Source organism: Blautia sp. BCRC 81119, assembly GCF_003184505.1.
GTDB classification, from domain to species: domain Bacteria; phylum Bacillota; class Clostridia; order Lachnospirales; family Lachnospiraceae; genus Blautia_A; species Blautia_A fusiformis.
The window spans coordinates 101,352-115,594 of the sequence record NZ_QJHD01000005.1 but is presented as its reverse complement, the minus strand read 5'-3'; the positions used below and the strand labels follow the sequence as shown (position 1 = coordinate 115,594).

Sequence of the window (14,243 nt, the reverse complement as noted above, 5' to 3'; positions counted from 1 at the left end):
TCACTTGCAAACCTTTTTTCTTTTTTTAAAAATCCTGCATACTAAAATAAACAATCAACTTATTTCAGGAGGAAAATTTATGCAGAACTATCAGATTAGAAAAAAAATCCATCCAAAACAGAGTGTCGCTGTTCTTTTAAAAGAAGACTACGAAAATGGAAATCTGACATACGGAATCGTAGATGAGATTTTAACAAAAACCGAAACTCATTACAGGGGGATTAAAGTGAAAATCAAGCCGGAAAATGAGACAGAAGAAGAAAAAGAAATCCGAAAAGAAAATCCAGATTACCGCCTCGTTGGCAGAGTAAAAGCAATTCTGCCAAAACAGAAAGTGAAGTGACTTGGATGGCTGAAGGATATATTTATGTGATGATGCAGTGAGCTGTGCTCACTTGCACCAGACGCGGGCGAAAAACCACGCCCGTCGATGACAAACCCATGTCTACATGACATGGCCAAAATCGGCTATGCCTCTGATGTAGAGGCTCGCCGAAAACAGTTAAACACTACTGCCTTGCCTTTTGAGTATGAGATATATGCAACATACGAGACATCAGGGCAGCTGGAGGATAAAAAACTGCACGAATTAATCGATACATTGAACCCGAAATTACGTCTCGCCAAAAATCGGGAATTCTTCGCAATGTCGGCAGAAAAAGCATACCGATTGCTTGAGGCTATCGCTATCATATCAGGCAGCGCTGACAAATTGAAGCGCGTGGCTCCGATGCAAGGTGAAGATGTAGTAAGCAGCACAAGAAAACAATCTCATTGTTCAGGCAGCAGCGGACGGAAGCAAAGACCGGCAATCAACTTCCAGAAATGCGGTATACCAGTCGGGGCCGAGCTTGTGTTTATCGACGACGATTCAGTCAGGGTGACGGTCGTGGACGCAGAAAAGAATAAAGTAGAGTACAACGGCGAGACCACTTCTCTTTCGCCGCTTGCTGAAAAGCTCCGAAATGTATCAGCCATCCAGGGAGCTTCTGTCTTTACATACAATGGGAAAAAGATTACGGATATTGCAGAGGAGACACAATGGAAAGAAGAATAATTGTCTATCCTGGCCAAACATCCAGAGCAACAGAAAAGGCGCTTTTGGCGCCTTTTTTTTTGTTTTTCTTTTGCCTCATTGTATGATATACTGAATACATCCGCAATTTGTTAACAGATGCTACATTTTGCATATTGCATATACATAACAAACAAGAAAGGGGAATGCAAAATGCAGGACAAAAAATTTACAGAAAGACTGAAACAGCGCCTCACGATTGAGTTTCAAAACCAGGACCGCAGTGGAGCATATGGCTTTACACAGCGCAGCATGGCTTACAACTCCAATAAGATTGAAGGAAGTACATTGACGGAAAGGCAGACCGCATCATTATTTGATACAGGTACATTTTTCGCAGATGACGAAGACACAATCTTCAGAGCAAAAGACGTGGAAGAAATGAACGGTCATTTTAAAATGTTTAACTACATGATGAAGCACACAGGCGAACCGCTTACTGCTGATATTATCAAAGGCATGCATAAAAACCTCAAAGAGGGTGTCTTCGAAGATATGGCAAACGGATACGCAGTCGGAGACTGGAAAAAGCGTGCAAACCTTGTAGGGGATATTACCACTGCTCCTCCACAGGAAGTACCGGCAATGGTTGAAGCTCTACTTGCCAAGTATACCGGCAAAAAGAAAATTGAGCTGCGAGATATTGCAAAATTCCATGCTATCTTTGAAAATATCCACCCGTTCCAGGATGGGAATGGCCGCGTTGGACGCATGATTCTGTTAAAGCAATGTCTTGACGCAGACATTACACCTGTCGTAATCAGAGACGAAAACAAAATCAAGTATTACCGGTATCTTAGTGCCGCGCAGAAAAAGCACGATTATGCACCGCTTATTGATTTTTTTGAATCAGAACAAAAATGGTATCAAGAAAAAGTAATACCTATGATTTTTGATTATGATGAATTGCAGTAAACAGCAAGAAAGGGGACATATAACATGGCAGGGATATCAGGAAGCTTAAGCGACATTGATGCTATTGAGCGAGAGATGTTTGATGATTATAATGGCGAAGGTCCAAAGCACAAAGATGAGGAAGAATTTTATGGAGAAATGTTTGATGACGAACTCCTGATTGAAGATTACGAACCAGATTTAAGTGATGAAGATGCAAAACCGGCAACGATAAGCGAATGCTCTATGTTTTTGGTGCAGCATATGATTGACGACGAATTAGTTTCTTCGTTAATGACGCCACAGAGACTCATTGATTACATCAATATGGACGATTGCCACGGAGAATCATATGAGATTTTCGACTGTATGTCTGAATTTGGAAAAGTCAAACCACTCAGATACAAGGGCTGGCAGCCAGGATGTCTGATTGAGGTTGTTGACGAGACCGGCAAAATTATTCTTTGTGGATATGGCGAAGACCACTAACTTTTTATTTTTTCTGTATTTTATCAAGCACAAACAACAGGCCGATTAATCGGCCTGTTCGTTTTATTTCTCTGCTTGTTCTTTTCTTTATCTTTTTTGCTTTTCATTTATTTTTTTGTTCTTTTTTTAGTCTTCTTACAAAACCCTCTTTTGATTCGTCAGGACTTTCCGTATCCAAAAAAGCGCAATTCCTGATACCCTCATACACCTCTTCCTCTGACATGGAATTTATCTCAGCAGGGCATTCTTCCGGATGTTCTCTCCAGCGTTTTTTTGTGTTGTTCGATAATGTGACACAGCGCAATATTACTGATTGACAAATTCATATATCCTCTGATTTCTTTTTTTTACAATTTCCTTTTGTATTTCAATATTTTTTAAATACTCTTTTGCAGTTTGCGGAACAGGATATTTTTTTGTAAAATTTCCATTTTCATCAAAATAATCTGGAATAAAGCGAATTATATTCCCATTTTCATCTAAGAAATCTTGTAAAAAAAAGAACTCAATATATCCATTAAAATCTACAAACAATTTAAAAAAACTTTCATTTCGCTTAATTGTTTTCCAAAGAGGGTTAAATGCATAATTGCTATTTTCTGGTTGTTCATAATATCTTTTAATACATTCCAATGTTAAATCCCAACGGTCAGAAATCATTGGATTTGTTCCTCTATCCTGATTCATGCTTCCGCGAAGCTTTGGAAAGATAATCATTCCTCCGATGGTATATGTAGAACAAAGAGAATCTTCCACAAATTGGCGATAGTCGTCTGTTTGCTTTTCTACTTGTTGAATAACAGTTTTGCATTTAATATACCGATGGCTAGTTGTCATTGAATCCGACGCAAACCTCATCCCATTCCAGATAAGATAATCTGAGTTCTTTCCCTTTTCCAGCTTCATCATCTGACCATTTGGCAGCTTTCGGCTCCACAAAGCTTGATGATAATTCCTGAGCGTCGCGCTTGCACTATCCGGGTCTGCATAATGTGGTGATGCGCCTAATCCATCGCGGTTCTCCCAGAAATTATCCCAAAATCCATCTGAATCATCTATAAAACATTTCGTTACATCTATTTTTTTTATTTCCATTTTTTCCCTCCTTATCTATACAGCTGAAACTTCCTGCTTATCTCATGCGCCACATCATCCGGCAGTGGTCTGAACCCAATGCATGTCAGCGTCCTTCCGACGCCATCTTCATCCACCTCTTCCGGTTCCAGCTCCGTCAGGCAGTTGTCCTTAATCAGGAAGAAATCTTTCCCCTCTTCCATTCCCATCTCTTCCGCCATCTTCTTCGCCTTCAGTAACTGATTCCTGTTTCTTGCCTCACATATTGTTTTTGTAAAAATCCCGCAAACCCAATCATCGTAAGTCTCAGCGTCCATTTTTATTTCAAACACATAATCCCCGTTTTCGATTCTTTTTATATTATTTTTATCGCCTTTCGCATCCCTGAGCGGCGCTGTCAGAAACGCCATAGATGCATGAGATACCTGTGCCGCCAGTTTTCCGGCAGACATATTTAAGTCTTTTCTTGCAATTATTAATTGCCGCATGTGTTTTTACCTCCTGGTTTGATTATTTTTTTCACTCATTTCACACGGAAAAATCAAGGTTATCGATGATATTGTCCTTATTACATTTCTTATACAAATCGCTTGCAGCATTAAGCACAATCATCTTATTAACCAATTTTGAAATCCACTCTTCAGGAATAGCATTAAGGCCGTAAATAATGCCAGCAATTCCGCCTGTTATAGCGCCGACAGTATCTGTATCATCGCCAAGGTTCACCGCTGTTAAGACAGCATCCTTATATGTTGTTGTATGGAAAATACACCACAAAACGGCCTCTAATGTATCTATTACATACCCAGATGACTTAACACTTGATGCTGGCATAGAAAGTATCTTTCCTGAGAAAATATTTGCAAACGCAGATTGTATCTTGTCTTCTGTGTAATATTCAGCAAATTTACGACATACGGCATCATATGCAGTTCTAATGCTATTTGTTTTTAGCAGGTGGATTATCAATTCCACAAGAAAATGACAGGCAACTTTTGAAATAATATTTGCATGCGTTAAGGATGATACCTGATATATCATATTCTTCTTTTTTTCAAAATCATCAACATCAAGCAAGTAAAAAGCAAGTGGATGTATACGCATCAGGGAACCGTTTCCATTACTGTATTCATCTTTCCCTCCGGCTTCAATCGGAGATACTCCATTATGCATTCTCCATATAGCCTCTCTTGTCGTGTTTCCAACATCAAACACCTTCCCGTTTGCTGTATACTTACCTTTATACAACCAATCCATCATCCTGCGGGCTATACTGTCCACGTTAGACTCTTTATCTCCCAAGGCTTTAATTAAGACAATTGTTAATGACGTATCGTCCGACCAGGTTCCAGCTTTCTGATTATGCGTCCCTTTGCCCCTCATGTCTTTAACCGGGTTCTTACTTAATTCTTCTCTTGAAGCAAACTCAACAGGAACTCCTAACGCATCGCCTACTGCAAAACCAACAATTGAAGCCATGACTACATTGTTTAGCATGCAATATTTTTCGCATTTAATCCTTCCTATCATGACGTTAACAGGCTTTATCCTTTTATATTTTGAGCACCAAATCTTTCCTGGTATATTATACTTGCAGCTTTCGCAGTAAGTCTCTTTGACGTCGAACAAATCATTTTGTATATCTCTCATTTTTCACCTCTTCTTTCTTTGCTTCCAAGCCTCCCCTCTTCCTCTCGGTTCGGCTCCTTTTTTGGCTCCTTTTTTGGCTCCTTTTTGGCTCCTTTTTGGCTCCTTTTTGGCTCCTTTTTTTTGTTCTTATATTAGTATGCTGAATTTTAAGATTTTTTTTGAGTTTCTTTTTATTTTTTGCTTTCTTTATTTTCTTTTTGTGTAGCAAACAAAAATGTATGACAAAAAGCAGCCGGCGAAGCCGGCTGCGGTAATACGTTCTCTTTATGCTGCGTCATTTACGTTTTCTTCTTTTCTAGTGTCATCTATAACGCCAAGCTTTTTAAGCTCCTTATCCAGATATTCTTCAACACTTTCATATGTGTCATATGTATACTTAATAGTTATAAGCTTATATCCATGCTTCTTGGCGTAATCGCGCTTTCTTTTGTCGTGTTCTTTTTGTTTTTTTAATGCGGCTTCGCCGCCCCAATATTCAACTGATTCATAATGCTGTATGCCGTTGTACTCAATCAAAATATACCCATATTTTTCGTCAGGTATTGAAAAATCATATGATAAGTGACCATCGCCAGTACCGAGCAAATCGGAAAACTTTTGTTGAGCCTTGAAAGAAATGTTGTTTTTTTGAAGATATTGTTTTATATATTCTTCACCTTTATATGTTGTTAGATACGGATTTCCATTTCCTTTGACTCTTCCATATATGGATGATTTCCATTTATATTCTACAATATCACCAGTCTTTTCATCTCGTACTTTTTGAGTCCACCAAACTTTTTTATTAAGTCCGCATGTTACCATATCAGGTTTTAAATTTCCGTTTTGTTTATAATCCCATTCTAATGCCAAATCAGGTCTTAATGATGCTAAGTCATTATAGCCTTTCAGCAATAATCTTCCTATTTTTATCGGATTTTGTGCCCCTTTTACTCTGTTAACGATTGATGCTTTCCATTCTAAAATCATTATTTCTCCTGTAGTTGGGTTTTTGTCATATTGTTTCCACCATACCTTTTTATCTGTACCACACGTTACCATGTCTGGTTTTAAATTTCCATTTCGTTCATAATTCCATTCGGAAGCTATATCTGGGCGCAATGTGGATAAATCATTATAGCCTTTTAGTACTTTTTGACCGGATTTATATGGGTTTCCGTTTCCGTTCACTCTACCTTGAATACTTGATTGCCATTCAAACTTTACTTCATTTCCTGTTATTGGATTTTTATCGTACTGTATCCACCAAACTTTTTTATGTGTACCACACGTTACCATGTCTGGTTTTAAATTTCCATTTCGTTCATAATTCCATTCGGAAGCTATATCTGGGCGCAATGTGGATAAATCATTATAACCTTTTAGCACTTTTTGACCGGATTTATATGGGTTTCCAAGGCCATTAATAGCTCTATTAACAACTGATGCTTTCCACTCTAAAGCCATCGTTTCACCAGTGACAGGGCTTTTGTCATATTGAATCCACCAAACGTTTTTTTTATAGCCACATCCAATAATGTCAGGCTTTAAATCTCCATTCTTTTCATAATTCCATTCTTTTGCTAAATCTGGACGAATTGTAGCTAAGTCATTATAGCCTTTTAATATTTTTCGATTTAGTTTAAATGGATTAGTTTCTCCTTTCATAGCTCTACTATTTACATAAGCTTCCCATTCTAAAGTTACCATTTTGCCTGTAATAGGGCTCTTATCATATTGTACCCACCACACTTTTTTGTTTGCTCCACACGTTACCATATCCGGTCTTAGATTTCCATTTCGCTTATAATTCCATTCTGAAGCTATATCTGGTCGCAGCGTGGCAAGGTCATTATATCCTTTTAATACACATTGGCCTGCATCAAATGGATTTTGACACCCTTTAATTCTTGTAGCAATCACAGCTTCCCACTCAAGTTTTATTATTTTGTTATTAATATCATTTATCTTATACTGAACCCACCATACTTTTCTTTGAGAACCACACGTTACCATATCCGGTTTTAGATTTCCATTTCGCTCATAATTCCATTCTGAAGCTATATCTGGTCGCAACGTTGCTAAGTCATTGTATCCTTTTAATACCTGATACCCTGATTTAATTGGATTTCCATAATTGCTTTTAGCTCTTCCGACAATGGATGCCTCCCATTCCAAATCTATTACTTCACCTGTTACAGGACTTTTATCATATTGTACCCACCATACTTTTTTGTGACTTCCGCAACTCACATCCTCCGGCTTTAAATCCCCGTTCTTTTCATAGTTCCATTCCTTCGCCAAATCCGGCCTCGCCTTTGCCAGCGACACAAAATCTTTCTTCATCTATTAAAACGCCTCCATTTTTTGGATTTGTTTTAATATGCTGAATCTTGTATCAGGTCAAACATTTTTTGCCAAACTTATCTTCTTCCAGGCATCAGCCAAATTTTATTTTCTTTTTCCATTTTTTCTACACACAAAAAAGCCAAAACCATTTCTGATTTTGGCCCGCTGCCGGCAGTATGCTATTGATTTTTCGCCTTTCTTTCTATTTTCCTTTCGTACTTTTTTACCGCCTGCTCTCCCGCTTCCTTTACCTGTTCTTTCACATATTTCAGAGTTTCTTCTGAACAACATTCATTCCACATTTTTAAGCACTGAGGTACGATAAAAGTATATTTTCCTCTTGTTTTTCTGTATCTGATTTCTATTGTCACATGCTCGCCATTAATGTCTGCAGAATAAATAATACAGGAACCTTTTTCAATACGTCCAATATAAGACGACACACAATTATGCTGCCGTTTCTGCTCTTGACATAACGCCCCAGGCGCGTCCAGCAAAATAAACTCTTTTGGCAATTTCAGATATTTTAACGGTGTTTCCGGAATCTTTATTTTTCCCCTGTGTTTTTTCTTCAATAGCCGCTCCGCATATTCATCATGCAGCTTCCGTATCTTTTTCTTTCCTGCTTTTATATCTATTTTTTCTTTTAATTCCATGGCCATTTCTACATAATCATCGATAAAAAAATCGAACTCATAAAGAACCTCTTCAGTTACTTTTTGCTTTAATATACTTTTTATATAATTTTTCCCAATTTCCTTGCATCTTCGCTTTGATGGGGTAAAATCCTGTACTTTATCAATCCGATAATCCTTTTCAAACAGCAATCCAGCCTGTTCCGGCTCAATATATTTCTCCGCGCATCCAATGGCATACAACTCATAACAGTTCATTTTATTTGCTGTTTTTGGAAAAGCAACATCTGGAAATGCACTTTGGAAATAGTCAAGCTTATTGAATTTCTTATCCAAATCAGTCAGTCTCATTGTAGCCAAAAACTTATCGGTCATAAAATCTTTGTACAACAGGCTATTTCCTGCAAATTCTTCAAATAATGCTTTCTGAACATCACTTGGCAATCTCTGTATCACATTTTTAACGGTTGTTGGGTAATATTTGCGGTCAAAATTCGGTCTTGCCGTCATTACTGCTCCATCCGGATAAATGAGAATCGTAATATCCTTACTGCCATAACATTTTATCGTATATTCGTCTTTGCTCAAGCTTAAAGAAAGATGTACACTATCAATATCTTTATATGTTTTTATCGCAAGGTAATTTTCCCAAAAAGTTAGAGTAATCATTTTGGAGGGTCTTATTCCCACAGAAATTGAATGTGATTGTTTACGATTTGATGGAATATGCGAATTAGCGAAATCTAAATACTTTTCAATCAAATCAAAATCTTCTATAAAGCATGATGTGAACTCATTTTTACTCTCACCCAATATAATCCAGCCTGGCTTTCCAAACTCACATGTCTTTTTTATCTTTTGAAACATCAATTTATGCATTGGTATTTTGACTTCATCCCGCACCTGGTCTCCAGTTTTGTATGTCATATGCTTTTCCTCTTTTCTATTTTTTTTACACATACAAAATGCCGAAATTTTCCCCAACCACGATTATTTTTTCCAATTTTTTTTATGCTTTTTTTGTTTGTATCCGTACTGCCGCCGCAAAAAAAAGAGCCAAAACCATTTCGGTTTTGACTCTGAAATCTTAGATGACACGAACGACGTAAGAGAACGCCCGTTCCTCGCCATGATATACTTCATGACGCATATACACCGGGCCGCTTTCCTCAGCATCCAGCAAATGTGCCACAAATTTCATGACGGCCATCACGTCAGCAGTCACCGGCATTGCGATGCCGACGCCGTCAACGTAATCTGCCATGGAAGCAACGGCCGCCATCGCCAGAAGCAGTCTGTCATCATCAATGGATAAGCTCCACTCCTGAAGAGCTTTTTCCACCGGATAGCACATTAAGCCGCTTGTCTGGCTCTTGTATTGCGGTCTTGGCATAGTCTTAGGCAAATCCATTAAGATACCTCTTGCCTTATCCACCATTGCAGTATCAACGCTTCCAACGAGTGCTCCATAATTCTTCATTGCATTAATCATAATTTCCATCCTTTCTTTCTGAAAAAATCAGCATATAAAAATTTTAATAACATCGTTTTTAATATGCCAATTCTTTCACACAACAAAAAAAAGCGGCCTTCCGCCGCCATGCTGTCTCGAATTCTAGTTATTGTCTCTTACTCCAAATTCCTCAAAAATCTTTTCATACTTTCCTGCGTTTTTCTCCTCATCATAAATCGTCAGATTCATCACATGAGAGATATCCAGGCTTAAGATTCCGAGGATAGATTTTGCATCAACGATATACCGTCTGTCCGGATTGCTTAAATCAGCGTTAACATCAACCTTGCTGATTTCGTTTACAAAATCTTTAACTTTACTGATAGTCTCAATCTTAATTTTTCTTGTAATCATTTTTCTCTCTCCTTTTTTATCTTCCGGCTTCGCCGGGTACTTGTCTTCGATTACAAGAATAATATGCTAAAAAATTTTGAAAATGAAACACTTTTTGAACGTACAAAATGGCCATGTTTTTGCTTTGTTTTTGTGTATTTTTACCAATTTCTTTCTGGTTTTATTAATAAAAAAGGCTTTTTTGAGGCTTCTTTTGTGCATCTTTCATAATCGGCAAAAAAATGCAGGAAACCGACCAGACGCTGCGGGCAATATGTGAGCAGCGGCATGCATGCAACTTGCGAACAGCATACACAGACGAGCATTTCAGCCAGCAAAAGTCAGTATTCCTTCAGCTGCCAACTTCTTCTCATCTTGCTTCTTTACAGAACCCAACGTCTTCTGGCCGCCAGATTAATTCCTCCCGGCGCCAGCCGGCAAACACCTCACGCCGCCGTTCTTCTTTTCTTACAGAGCAAATCTCAGCCTTCCGGTCTCCAGCAACCTTCACTTTTACCAACTTCTTCAATCCTTCACTCTTTTCGTCTTCCAACCACCCAAATACTCCTCTCTCCCGCAACCTCCCACAAAAAAAACTGAGCCTTCGGCTCAGTTTTTCCCGTTGTATATAAGTTCTACCTTTCCCGGATTATGTAATCCGCAATTTTCTTCCTGAAATACAAAGCCAAAGTGTTTAAGGATGCCCGCAAAGTCTGGTTCCTTGTTTTTATCAAGTATCATCACCGGCTTTTCATTTTCCAGCCACTCAATGCTTAACTCCATCAGCCTTCTTCCGAGACCATTATGGCGATACTGTTCTGCAACATACACCGTGCATATTTTTGCCTCTTCTTTTGTTGATTTCAGGATTGTGACCCCGGCAATCTCATATTCCTTTTCACAGATTACGATTTCGTACTCCGGCTTTAAGCGCAGGTCGTCAGTAAACAAGCCGCTATACCAAGCAGAAAATTCCGGGTGCTGTATATTTGCTTCCATAAGAAACAGATATATGCAGTTGTAATACATCTGCTGTTCTAATTTTGTCAACTCAGAAAGTTTAAAATACATTTCCATTACAAATTCCTCTCTTTCTTTGCCGATTTTTCGGTAACATTTACATATCCAATATGCAAAAAAAAGAAAGCGAGAAAAAAAACCAAAAAAAAGAGAAAGCCACTACGCTTTCTCCTCGTATTTTTTCAGCCATTCAGCGAATTCCTGTTTCTTCTGGGTCAGGGACTTAATGCTGTATCCGTAAGGATACGGCTTGCCTGCATCGTGCTCGAAGAAATACCAGTCCGGGCCGGAAAATCTGTAATTTTGGTAATTATCATATTTGACAAACTTCTTCTGCTTCCAGTCATACCGGCCTGTTTTATACGATATCATAATTACGACGGCAGCCAATGCCTGTTCGTTCTTACAATAATACCCTCCATCGATACACTTGACGCCCATTTTCCTGGCTGTCTGCTGCCATTTCAGGTACTCACCATGCAGGAAAGCTTCGCTTTCCTGACAAAACCGCTTTCCGTCTTCTGTAATGTAGACAACTCTCGTAGAGAGTCTTCCGCAAATCTCTTCTTTTTCTTTCCGGATTGCCATACGACCACCGCCTATCAGTTAATCTGTACAATCTGCTCATACAGCAACAGGTCTTTTCCTCCAGGTATCATCATATTTTCATGGTAATGCCCAAAGAACCATTTTTTGTACTCTGTTTTCTGTTTTACCTGTTCAAGATACCTGTTTAGCTCATCAGGCTCATTCACACGCAGGATGAAATATTTATCAGAAGCCGGGCAGTCATGCGAAAAAATGAAATCTACTTTATATTTTTCATCTTCAAGCATGGCCCAGCCGCGTTCCATCTCCATCTGCTCTGGCATTTCCTGCTCCCACCATGAAATATGATTTACACGAAACATCTTACCTTCGAGATTCCATCTCTCAGCCTCTTTATTAGCCAGTTTTTTGCTTTCAAATTCTTCTGCTTTAAGGATTCCACCGCTGATATCGTGACTTCTTGCACCACCAAAGGCAAAACACTTACACCCGTCAATATCGAAAACATATCCTCGTTCAAGCATAAGAACAGATGGGCGAATTTCTCTCACAATTCCGCCGTGCCATTCTTTTTGTGGGTATCCATTCAGTATTTTATTTTTCTTTACATCGCTCAGTCCTTTAAAAATCCAGGAGTCTAGCACTTTTTTGTCATTTATACCAACCAGACGGTCGTAATTTTCATGATTTCCTGGAACAAATAATGTTGTAAAATTACGCGATTCAAGCCAGTCTAGGTTATATTTTTCTTCCGGAGACTCTCCTTTAAAATCCCAGACGCCACCAAAATCTCCACAGATTACTACATAGTCATCTTTCGTCATCATTTTTTGTTCCGGGAAAGAATCTGTATTTAATCTGTGCATAAATCCATCAACACTGCAAAATCCATATTGTTTAGCACCGTGAGTATCTCCAGTCACATAAATTGCCATATCAATTCCTCCTCTTTTTTTTGTGGAATTAATATGACGAATTTTCGGCCAAGCTGAAAATATTTGCGAATAATTATTGTTTGCTTGATGTCTGGCGGCTCTTCCACCAATCCGAAATAGGCAGGGGCTTTATCCCCTGCTCCTTCCTATCTCTCCTTCTTCCACTCTCGAGCCTGGAAACTGCTTTCCTTCACATTATCAGAGTCTTTTTCGGCAGCCTTTTCTTTCTGGCTTTCCGCTCTTTTAACCGCCTTTTTAATCCTTTCATCTTTGTACTCCCTTGATTTTAACACAAGACTTCTATAACGTTCATACGACTTAATATTCACATATCTGCAGTTGACTGTATCGAAACATTTCTCTCCTCTGGCCATCTCATATTCATTTGCACTTGCGATGATGTAGATATCTTTATCCGGATAACAGCCAAATATAGTATCAAACAGGCCGCGTTTCAAGTCCTCAATCGCATCAACACTGAATCCGCTGTCCACTCCATCAAGAAAAATCCAAAACTCTTTTTCGTCCGGATATTTTTTCATAAGAGAACCAATTTTCATGGATAGTTTCTGCATATTTAATGCAATCTTTTCTCCTTCGCTTGACATCACACTATCCGCAACAAATGTCATATCTCCGCAAAGTATGGATTCGCTTATTGAAGATGCTCCGCCATGAATATAGTTGTCGTAATTGATAACACACGGATTTTTAAGCTCCTTCTCCACCTGTAACCGAACCTGTCGCATCAATGTGGTTTTTCCGCACCCATTGCATCCAATCAGGACCGTAAGGCCAGGTTCAAACTCTACATGCATTTTTCTATATAAATAATCCTTCTCATCGTAATAGTCTCTTTCAATTTTAAATTTTCTTCCCATATAATTTTGTAATCTCCTTTTCTAATTTTTTTTGTTATTAGGCGGAAGGCCGCGGTCAATCTCACATTACCAGTCGGCCCTCAATATGTTTTTTTGGCACTACGTATATTTTTCGCAGTTCCTTCGCCTCGAACTGTTTATTTCTTGACGTAATTAATATGCTTGATTTTTTTATTTTTGTTGTTTTTTTTGCGAGCTTTTTTATTTTTTTTGCATTACAAAAGGCCTACCGCTAAAGCAGGCCTTAAAACAACTTTCTTATGCATATCATCTTATGTCATTTAATGCTATTTCTTCCATTCGATAAAACCGGATAACCGATAAGGCTGAATATATATCAACAACCTTGAACAGATATTCCATGAATACACCTTCATCTTGCATGTTTTCATACGATTTGAATTTGTCTTTCAAAATAGCCTCCATCCCTTTTTTAGCCATTTTTTCCATTACACTTCCAATGGGGATGTCTAACTCTTCCCCGTAAGTCGTATAATATTCGTCATGCCCATTTTCGCCCTCGCATAAGAAAACTTTTCCTGAAAATTCGTTCAAGAAATCTTTTATTGTAAGATTTTTGCAAACATAGCCGTTTTCCAATAAAACACCGTCTCGAACCTTCCTGCTCTGCGAATTTTCTAATATAAAATGTGTTGGCCATGGGTCCAAGCATTTTCTTATTTCATATAAAATGCTTGCCTCTGCTATCGGCCTTCCAAACAGAAGCCAATTTTTCAATCCTTTTAAAACAGTGCTCTCGTTTGCAGCGATGTAATTTTTATACGCTTCGTGTCTGTCGTTCTCTGATGCCATACAAACCGGCCTCCCTTCTCTTTTGTGTAAAAAATTGCTTTTATTCCCATTCTT

The 14,243-nt window shown here is 38.5% G+C and carries 17 protein-coding genes; 4 read left to right on the top strand and 13 right to left on the bottom strand.

From position 1 onward, the window contains the following. The first annotated feature begins 79 nt into the window (after positions 1-79). The 4 genes from DMI82_RS04625 (at position 80) to DMI82_RS04610 (ending at position 2,458) form a co-directional block, all read left to right on the top strand. Positions 80-343 carry a DUF2196 domain-containing protein gene (locus DMI82_RS04625; protein WP_110102639.1) on the top strand — a complete coding sequence of 88 codons (264 nt, stop codon included), beginning with the start codon at positions 80-82 and terminating at the stop codon, positions 341-343. Between the two features lie 87 nt (positions 344-430). Further along, positions 431-1,057 carry a GIY-YIG nuclease family protein gene (locus DMI82_RS04620; protein WP_110102638.1) on the top strand — a complete coding sequence of 209 codons (627 nt, stop codon included), beginning with the start codon at positions 431-433 and terminating at the stop codon, positions 1,055-1,057. A 171-nt stretch (positions 1,058-1,228) separates the two neighbouring features. Continuing rightward, positions 1,229-1,990: a Fic family protein gene (locus DMI82_RS04615; RefSeq protein WP_110102637.1), complete on the top strand. Its 762-nt coding sequence runs from the start codon at positions 1,229-1,231 to the stop codon at positions 1,988-1,990. Between the two features lie 24 nt (positions 1,991-2,014). Then, positions 2,015-2,458: a hypothetical protein gene (locus DMI82_RS04610; protein ID WP_110102636.1), complete on the top strand. Its 444-nt coding sequence runs from the start codon at positions 2,015-2,017 to the stop codon at positions 2,456-2,458. A 306-nt stretch (positions 2,459-2,764) separates the two neighbouring features. Here DMI82_RS04610 and DMI82_RS04605 read toward each other — a convergent pair whose 3' ends face one another. The 13 genes from DMI82_RS04605 to DMI82_RS04540 all read right to left on the bottom strand — a co-directional run bounded on the left by DMI82_RS04605 (position 2,765) and on the right by DMI82_RS04540 (position 14,189). Continuing rightward, positions 2,765-3,553, bottom strand: coding sequence for a DUF6994 family protein (locus DMI82_RS04605; protein WP_110102635.1), 789 nt, complete (start codon positions 3,551-3,553; stop codon positions 2,765-2,767). 11 nt (positions 3,554-3,564) lie between these two features. Further along, positions 3,565-4,020: an aminoacyl-tRNA hydrolase gene (locus DMI82_RS04600; RefSeq protein ID WP_110102634.1), complete on the bottom strand. Its 456-nt coding sequence runs from the start codon at positions 4,018-4,020 to the stop codon at positions 3,565-3,567. A 40-nt stretch (positions 4,021-4,060) separates the two neighbouring features. After that, the gene (locus DMI82_RS04595) at positions 4,061-5,182 is read right to left on the bottom strand and encodes an ADP-ribosylglycohydrolase family protein (RefSeq protein WP_110102633.1); all 1,122 of its coding nucleotides are present in this window, start codon (positions 5,180-5,182) and stop codon (positions 4,061-4,063) included. A 264-nt stretch (positions 5,183-5,446) separates the two neighbouring features. Then, positions 5,447-7,507: a zinc-ribbon domain-containing protein gene (locus tag DMI82_RS04585; RefSeq protein WP_110102631.1), complete on the bottom strand. Its 2,061-nt coding sequence runs from the start codon at positions 7,505-7,507 to the stop codon at positions 5,447-5,449. Between the two features lie 182 nt (positions 7,508-7,689). Continuing rightward, positions 7,690-9,072, bottom strand: a complete 1,383-nt coding sequence (locus tag DMI82_RS04580) for a PcfJ domain-containing protein (RefSeq protein ID WP_158526424.1) — start codon at positions 9,070-9,072, stop codon at positions 7,690-7,692. A 160-nt stretch (positions 9,073-9,232) separates the two neighbouring features. Continuing rightward, positions 9,233-9,637, bottom strand: coding sequence for a hypothetical protein (locus DMI82_RS04575; protein WP_110102629.1), 405 nt, complete (start codon positions 9,635-9,637; stop codon positions 9,233-9,235). Between the two features lie 123 nt (positions 9,638-9,760). Continuing rightward, positions 9,761-10,012, bottom strand: coding sequence for an HPr family phosphocarrier protein (locus tag DMI82_RS04570; RefSeq protein ID WP_110102628.1), 252 nt, complete (start codon positions 10,010-10,012; stop codon positions 9,761-9,763). A 349-nt stretch (positions 10,013-10,361) separates the two neighbouring features. Then, positions 10,362-10,544 carry a hypothetical protein gene (locus DMI82_RS04565; RefSeq protein WP_110102627.1) on the bottom strand — a complete coding sequence of 61 codons (183 nt, stop codon included), beginning with the start codon at positions 10,542-10,544 and terminating at the stop codon, positions 10,362-10,364. 56 nt (positions 10,545-10,600) lie between these two features. Continuing rightward, on the bottom strand, positions 10,601-11,068 hold the full coding sequence (locus DMI82_RS04560; protein WP_110102626.1) for a GNAT family N-acetyltransferase: 468 nt from the start codon (positions 11,066-11,068) through the stop codon (positions 10,601-10,603). A 102-nt stretch (positions 11,069-11,170) separates the two neighbouring features. Continuing rightward, entirely contained in the window at positions 11,171-11,599 is a 429-nt protein-coding gene (locus DMI82_RS04555) for a hypothetical protein (protein ID WP_110102625.1), read from the bottom strand. Between the two features lie 14 nt (positions 11,600-11,613). Then, the gene (locus DMI82_RS04550) at positions 11,614-12,495 is read right to left on the bottom strand and encodes a metallophosphoesterase (RefSeq protein ID WP_110102624.1); all 882 of its coding nucleotides are present in this window, start codon (positions 12,493-12,495) and stop codon (positions 11,614-11,616) included. A 146-nt stretch (positions 12,496-12,641) separates the two neighbouring features. Next, entirely contained in the window at positions 12,642-13,376 is a 735-nt protein-coding gene (locus DMI82_RS04545) for an AAA family ATPase (RefSeq protein WP_110102623.1), read from the bottom strand. Between the two features lie 267 nt (positions 13,377-13,643). Next, positions 13,644-14,189, bottom strand: coding sequence for a hypothetical protein (locus DMI82_RS04540; protein WP_110102622.1), 546 nt, complete (start codon positions 14,187-14,189; stop codon positions 13,644-13,646). Positions 14,190-14,243: the final 54 nt, after the last annotated feature.

Excerpts from the sequence above, each read along its gene's own strand:
- DMI82_RS04605 (WP_110102635.1), bottom strand. The coding sequence starts at position 3,553 with ATGGAAATAAAAAAAATAGATGTAACGAAATGTTTTATAGATGATTCA.
- DMI82_RS04625 (WP_110102639.1), top strand. The coding sequence starts at position 80 with ATGCAGAACTATCAGATTAGAAAAAAAATCCATCCAAAACAGAGTGTC.
- DMI82_RS04620 (WP_110102638.1), top strand. The coding sequence starts at position 431 with ATGACAAACCCATGTCTACATGACATGGCCAAAATCGGCTATGCCTCT.
- DMI82_RS04615 (WP_110102637.1), top strand. The coding sequence starts at position 1,229 with ATGCAGGACAAAAAATTTACAGAAAGACTGAAACAGCGCCTCACGATT.
- DMI82_RS04560 (WP_110102626.1), bottom strand. The coding sequence starts at position 11,068 with ATGGAAATGTATTTTAAACTTTCTGAGTTGACAAAATTAGAACAGCAG.
- DMI82_RS04580 (WP_158526424.1), bottom strand. The coding sequence starts at position 9,072 with ATGACATACAAAACTGGAGACCAGGTGCGGGATGAAGTCAAAATACCA.
- DMI82_RS04575 (WP_110102629.1), bottom strand. The coding sequence starts at position 9,637 with ATGATTAATGCAATGAAGAATTATGGAGCACTCGTTGGAAGCGTTGAT.
- DMI82_RS04595 (WP_110102633.1), bottom strand. The coding sequence starts at position 5,182 with ATGAGAGATATACAAAATGATTTGTTCGACGTCAAAGAGACTTACTGC.
- DMI82_RS04550 (WP_110102624.1), bottom strand. The coding sequence starts at position 12,495 with ATGGCAATTTATGTGACTGGAGATACTCACGGTGCTAAACAATATGGA.
- DMI82_RS04555 (WP_110102625.1), bottom strand. The coding sequence starts at position 11,599 with ATGGCAATCCGGAAAGAAAAAGAAGAGATTTGCGGAAGACTCTCTACG.
- DMI82_RS04545 (WP_110102623.1), bottom strand. The coding sequence starts at position 13,376 with ATGGGAAGAAAATTTAAAATTGAAAGAGACTATTACGATGAGAAGGAT.
- DMI82_RS04540 (WP_110102622.1), bottom strand. The coding sequence starts at position 14,189 with ATGGCATCAGAGAACGACAGACACGAAGCGTATAAAAATTACATCGCT.
- DMI82_RS04585 (WP_110102631.1), bottom strand. The coding sequence starts at position 7,507 with ATGAAGAAAGATTTTGTGTCGCTGGCAAAGGCGAGGCCGGATTTGGCG.
- DMI82_RS04610 (WP_110102636.1), top strand. The coding sequence starts at position 2,015 with ATGGCAGGGATATCAGGAAGCTTAAGCGACATTGATGCTATTGAGCGA.
- DMI82_RS04600 (WP_110102634.1), bottom strand. The coding sequence starts at position 4,020 with ATGCGGCAATTAATAATTGCAAGAAAAGACTTAAATATGTCTGCCGGA.
- DMI82_RS04570 (WP_110102628.1), bottom strand. The coding sequence starts at position 10,012 with ATGATTACAAGAAAAATTAAGATTGAGACTATCAGTAAAGTTAAAGAT.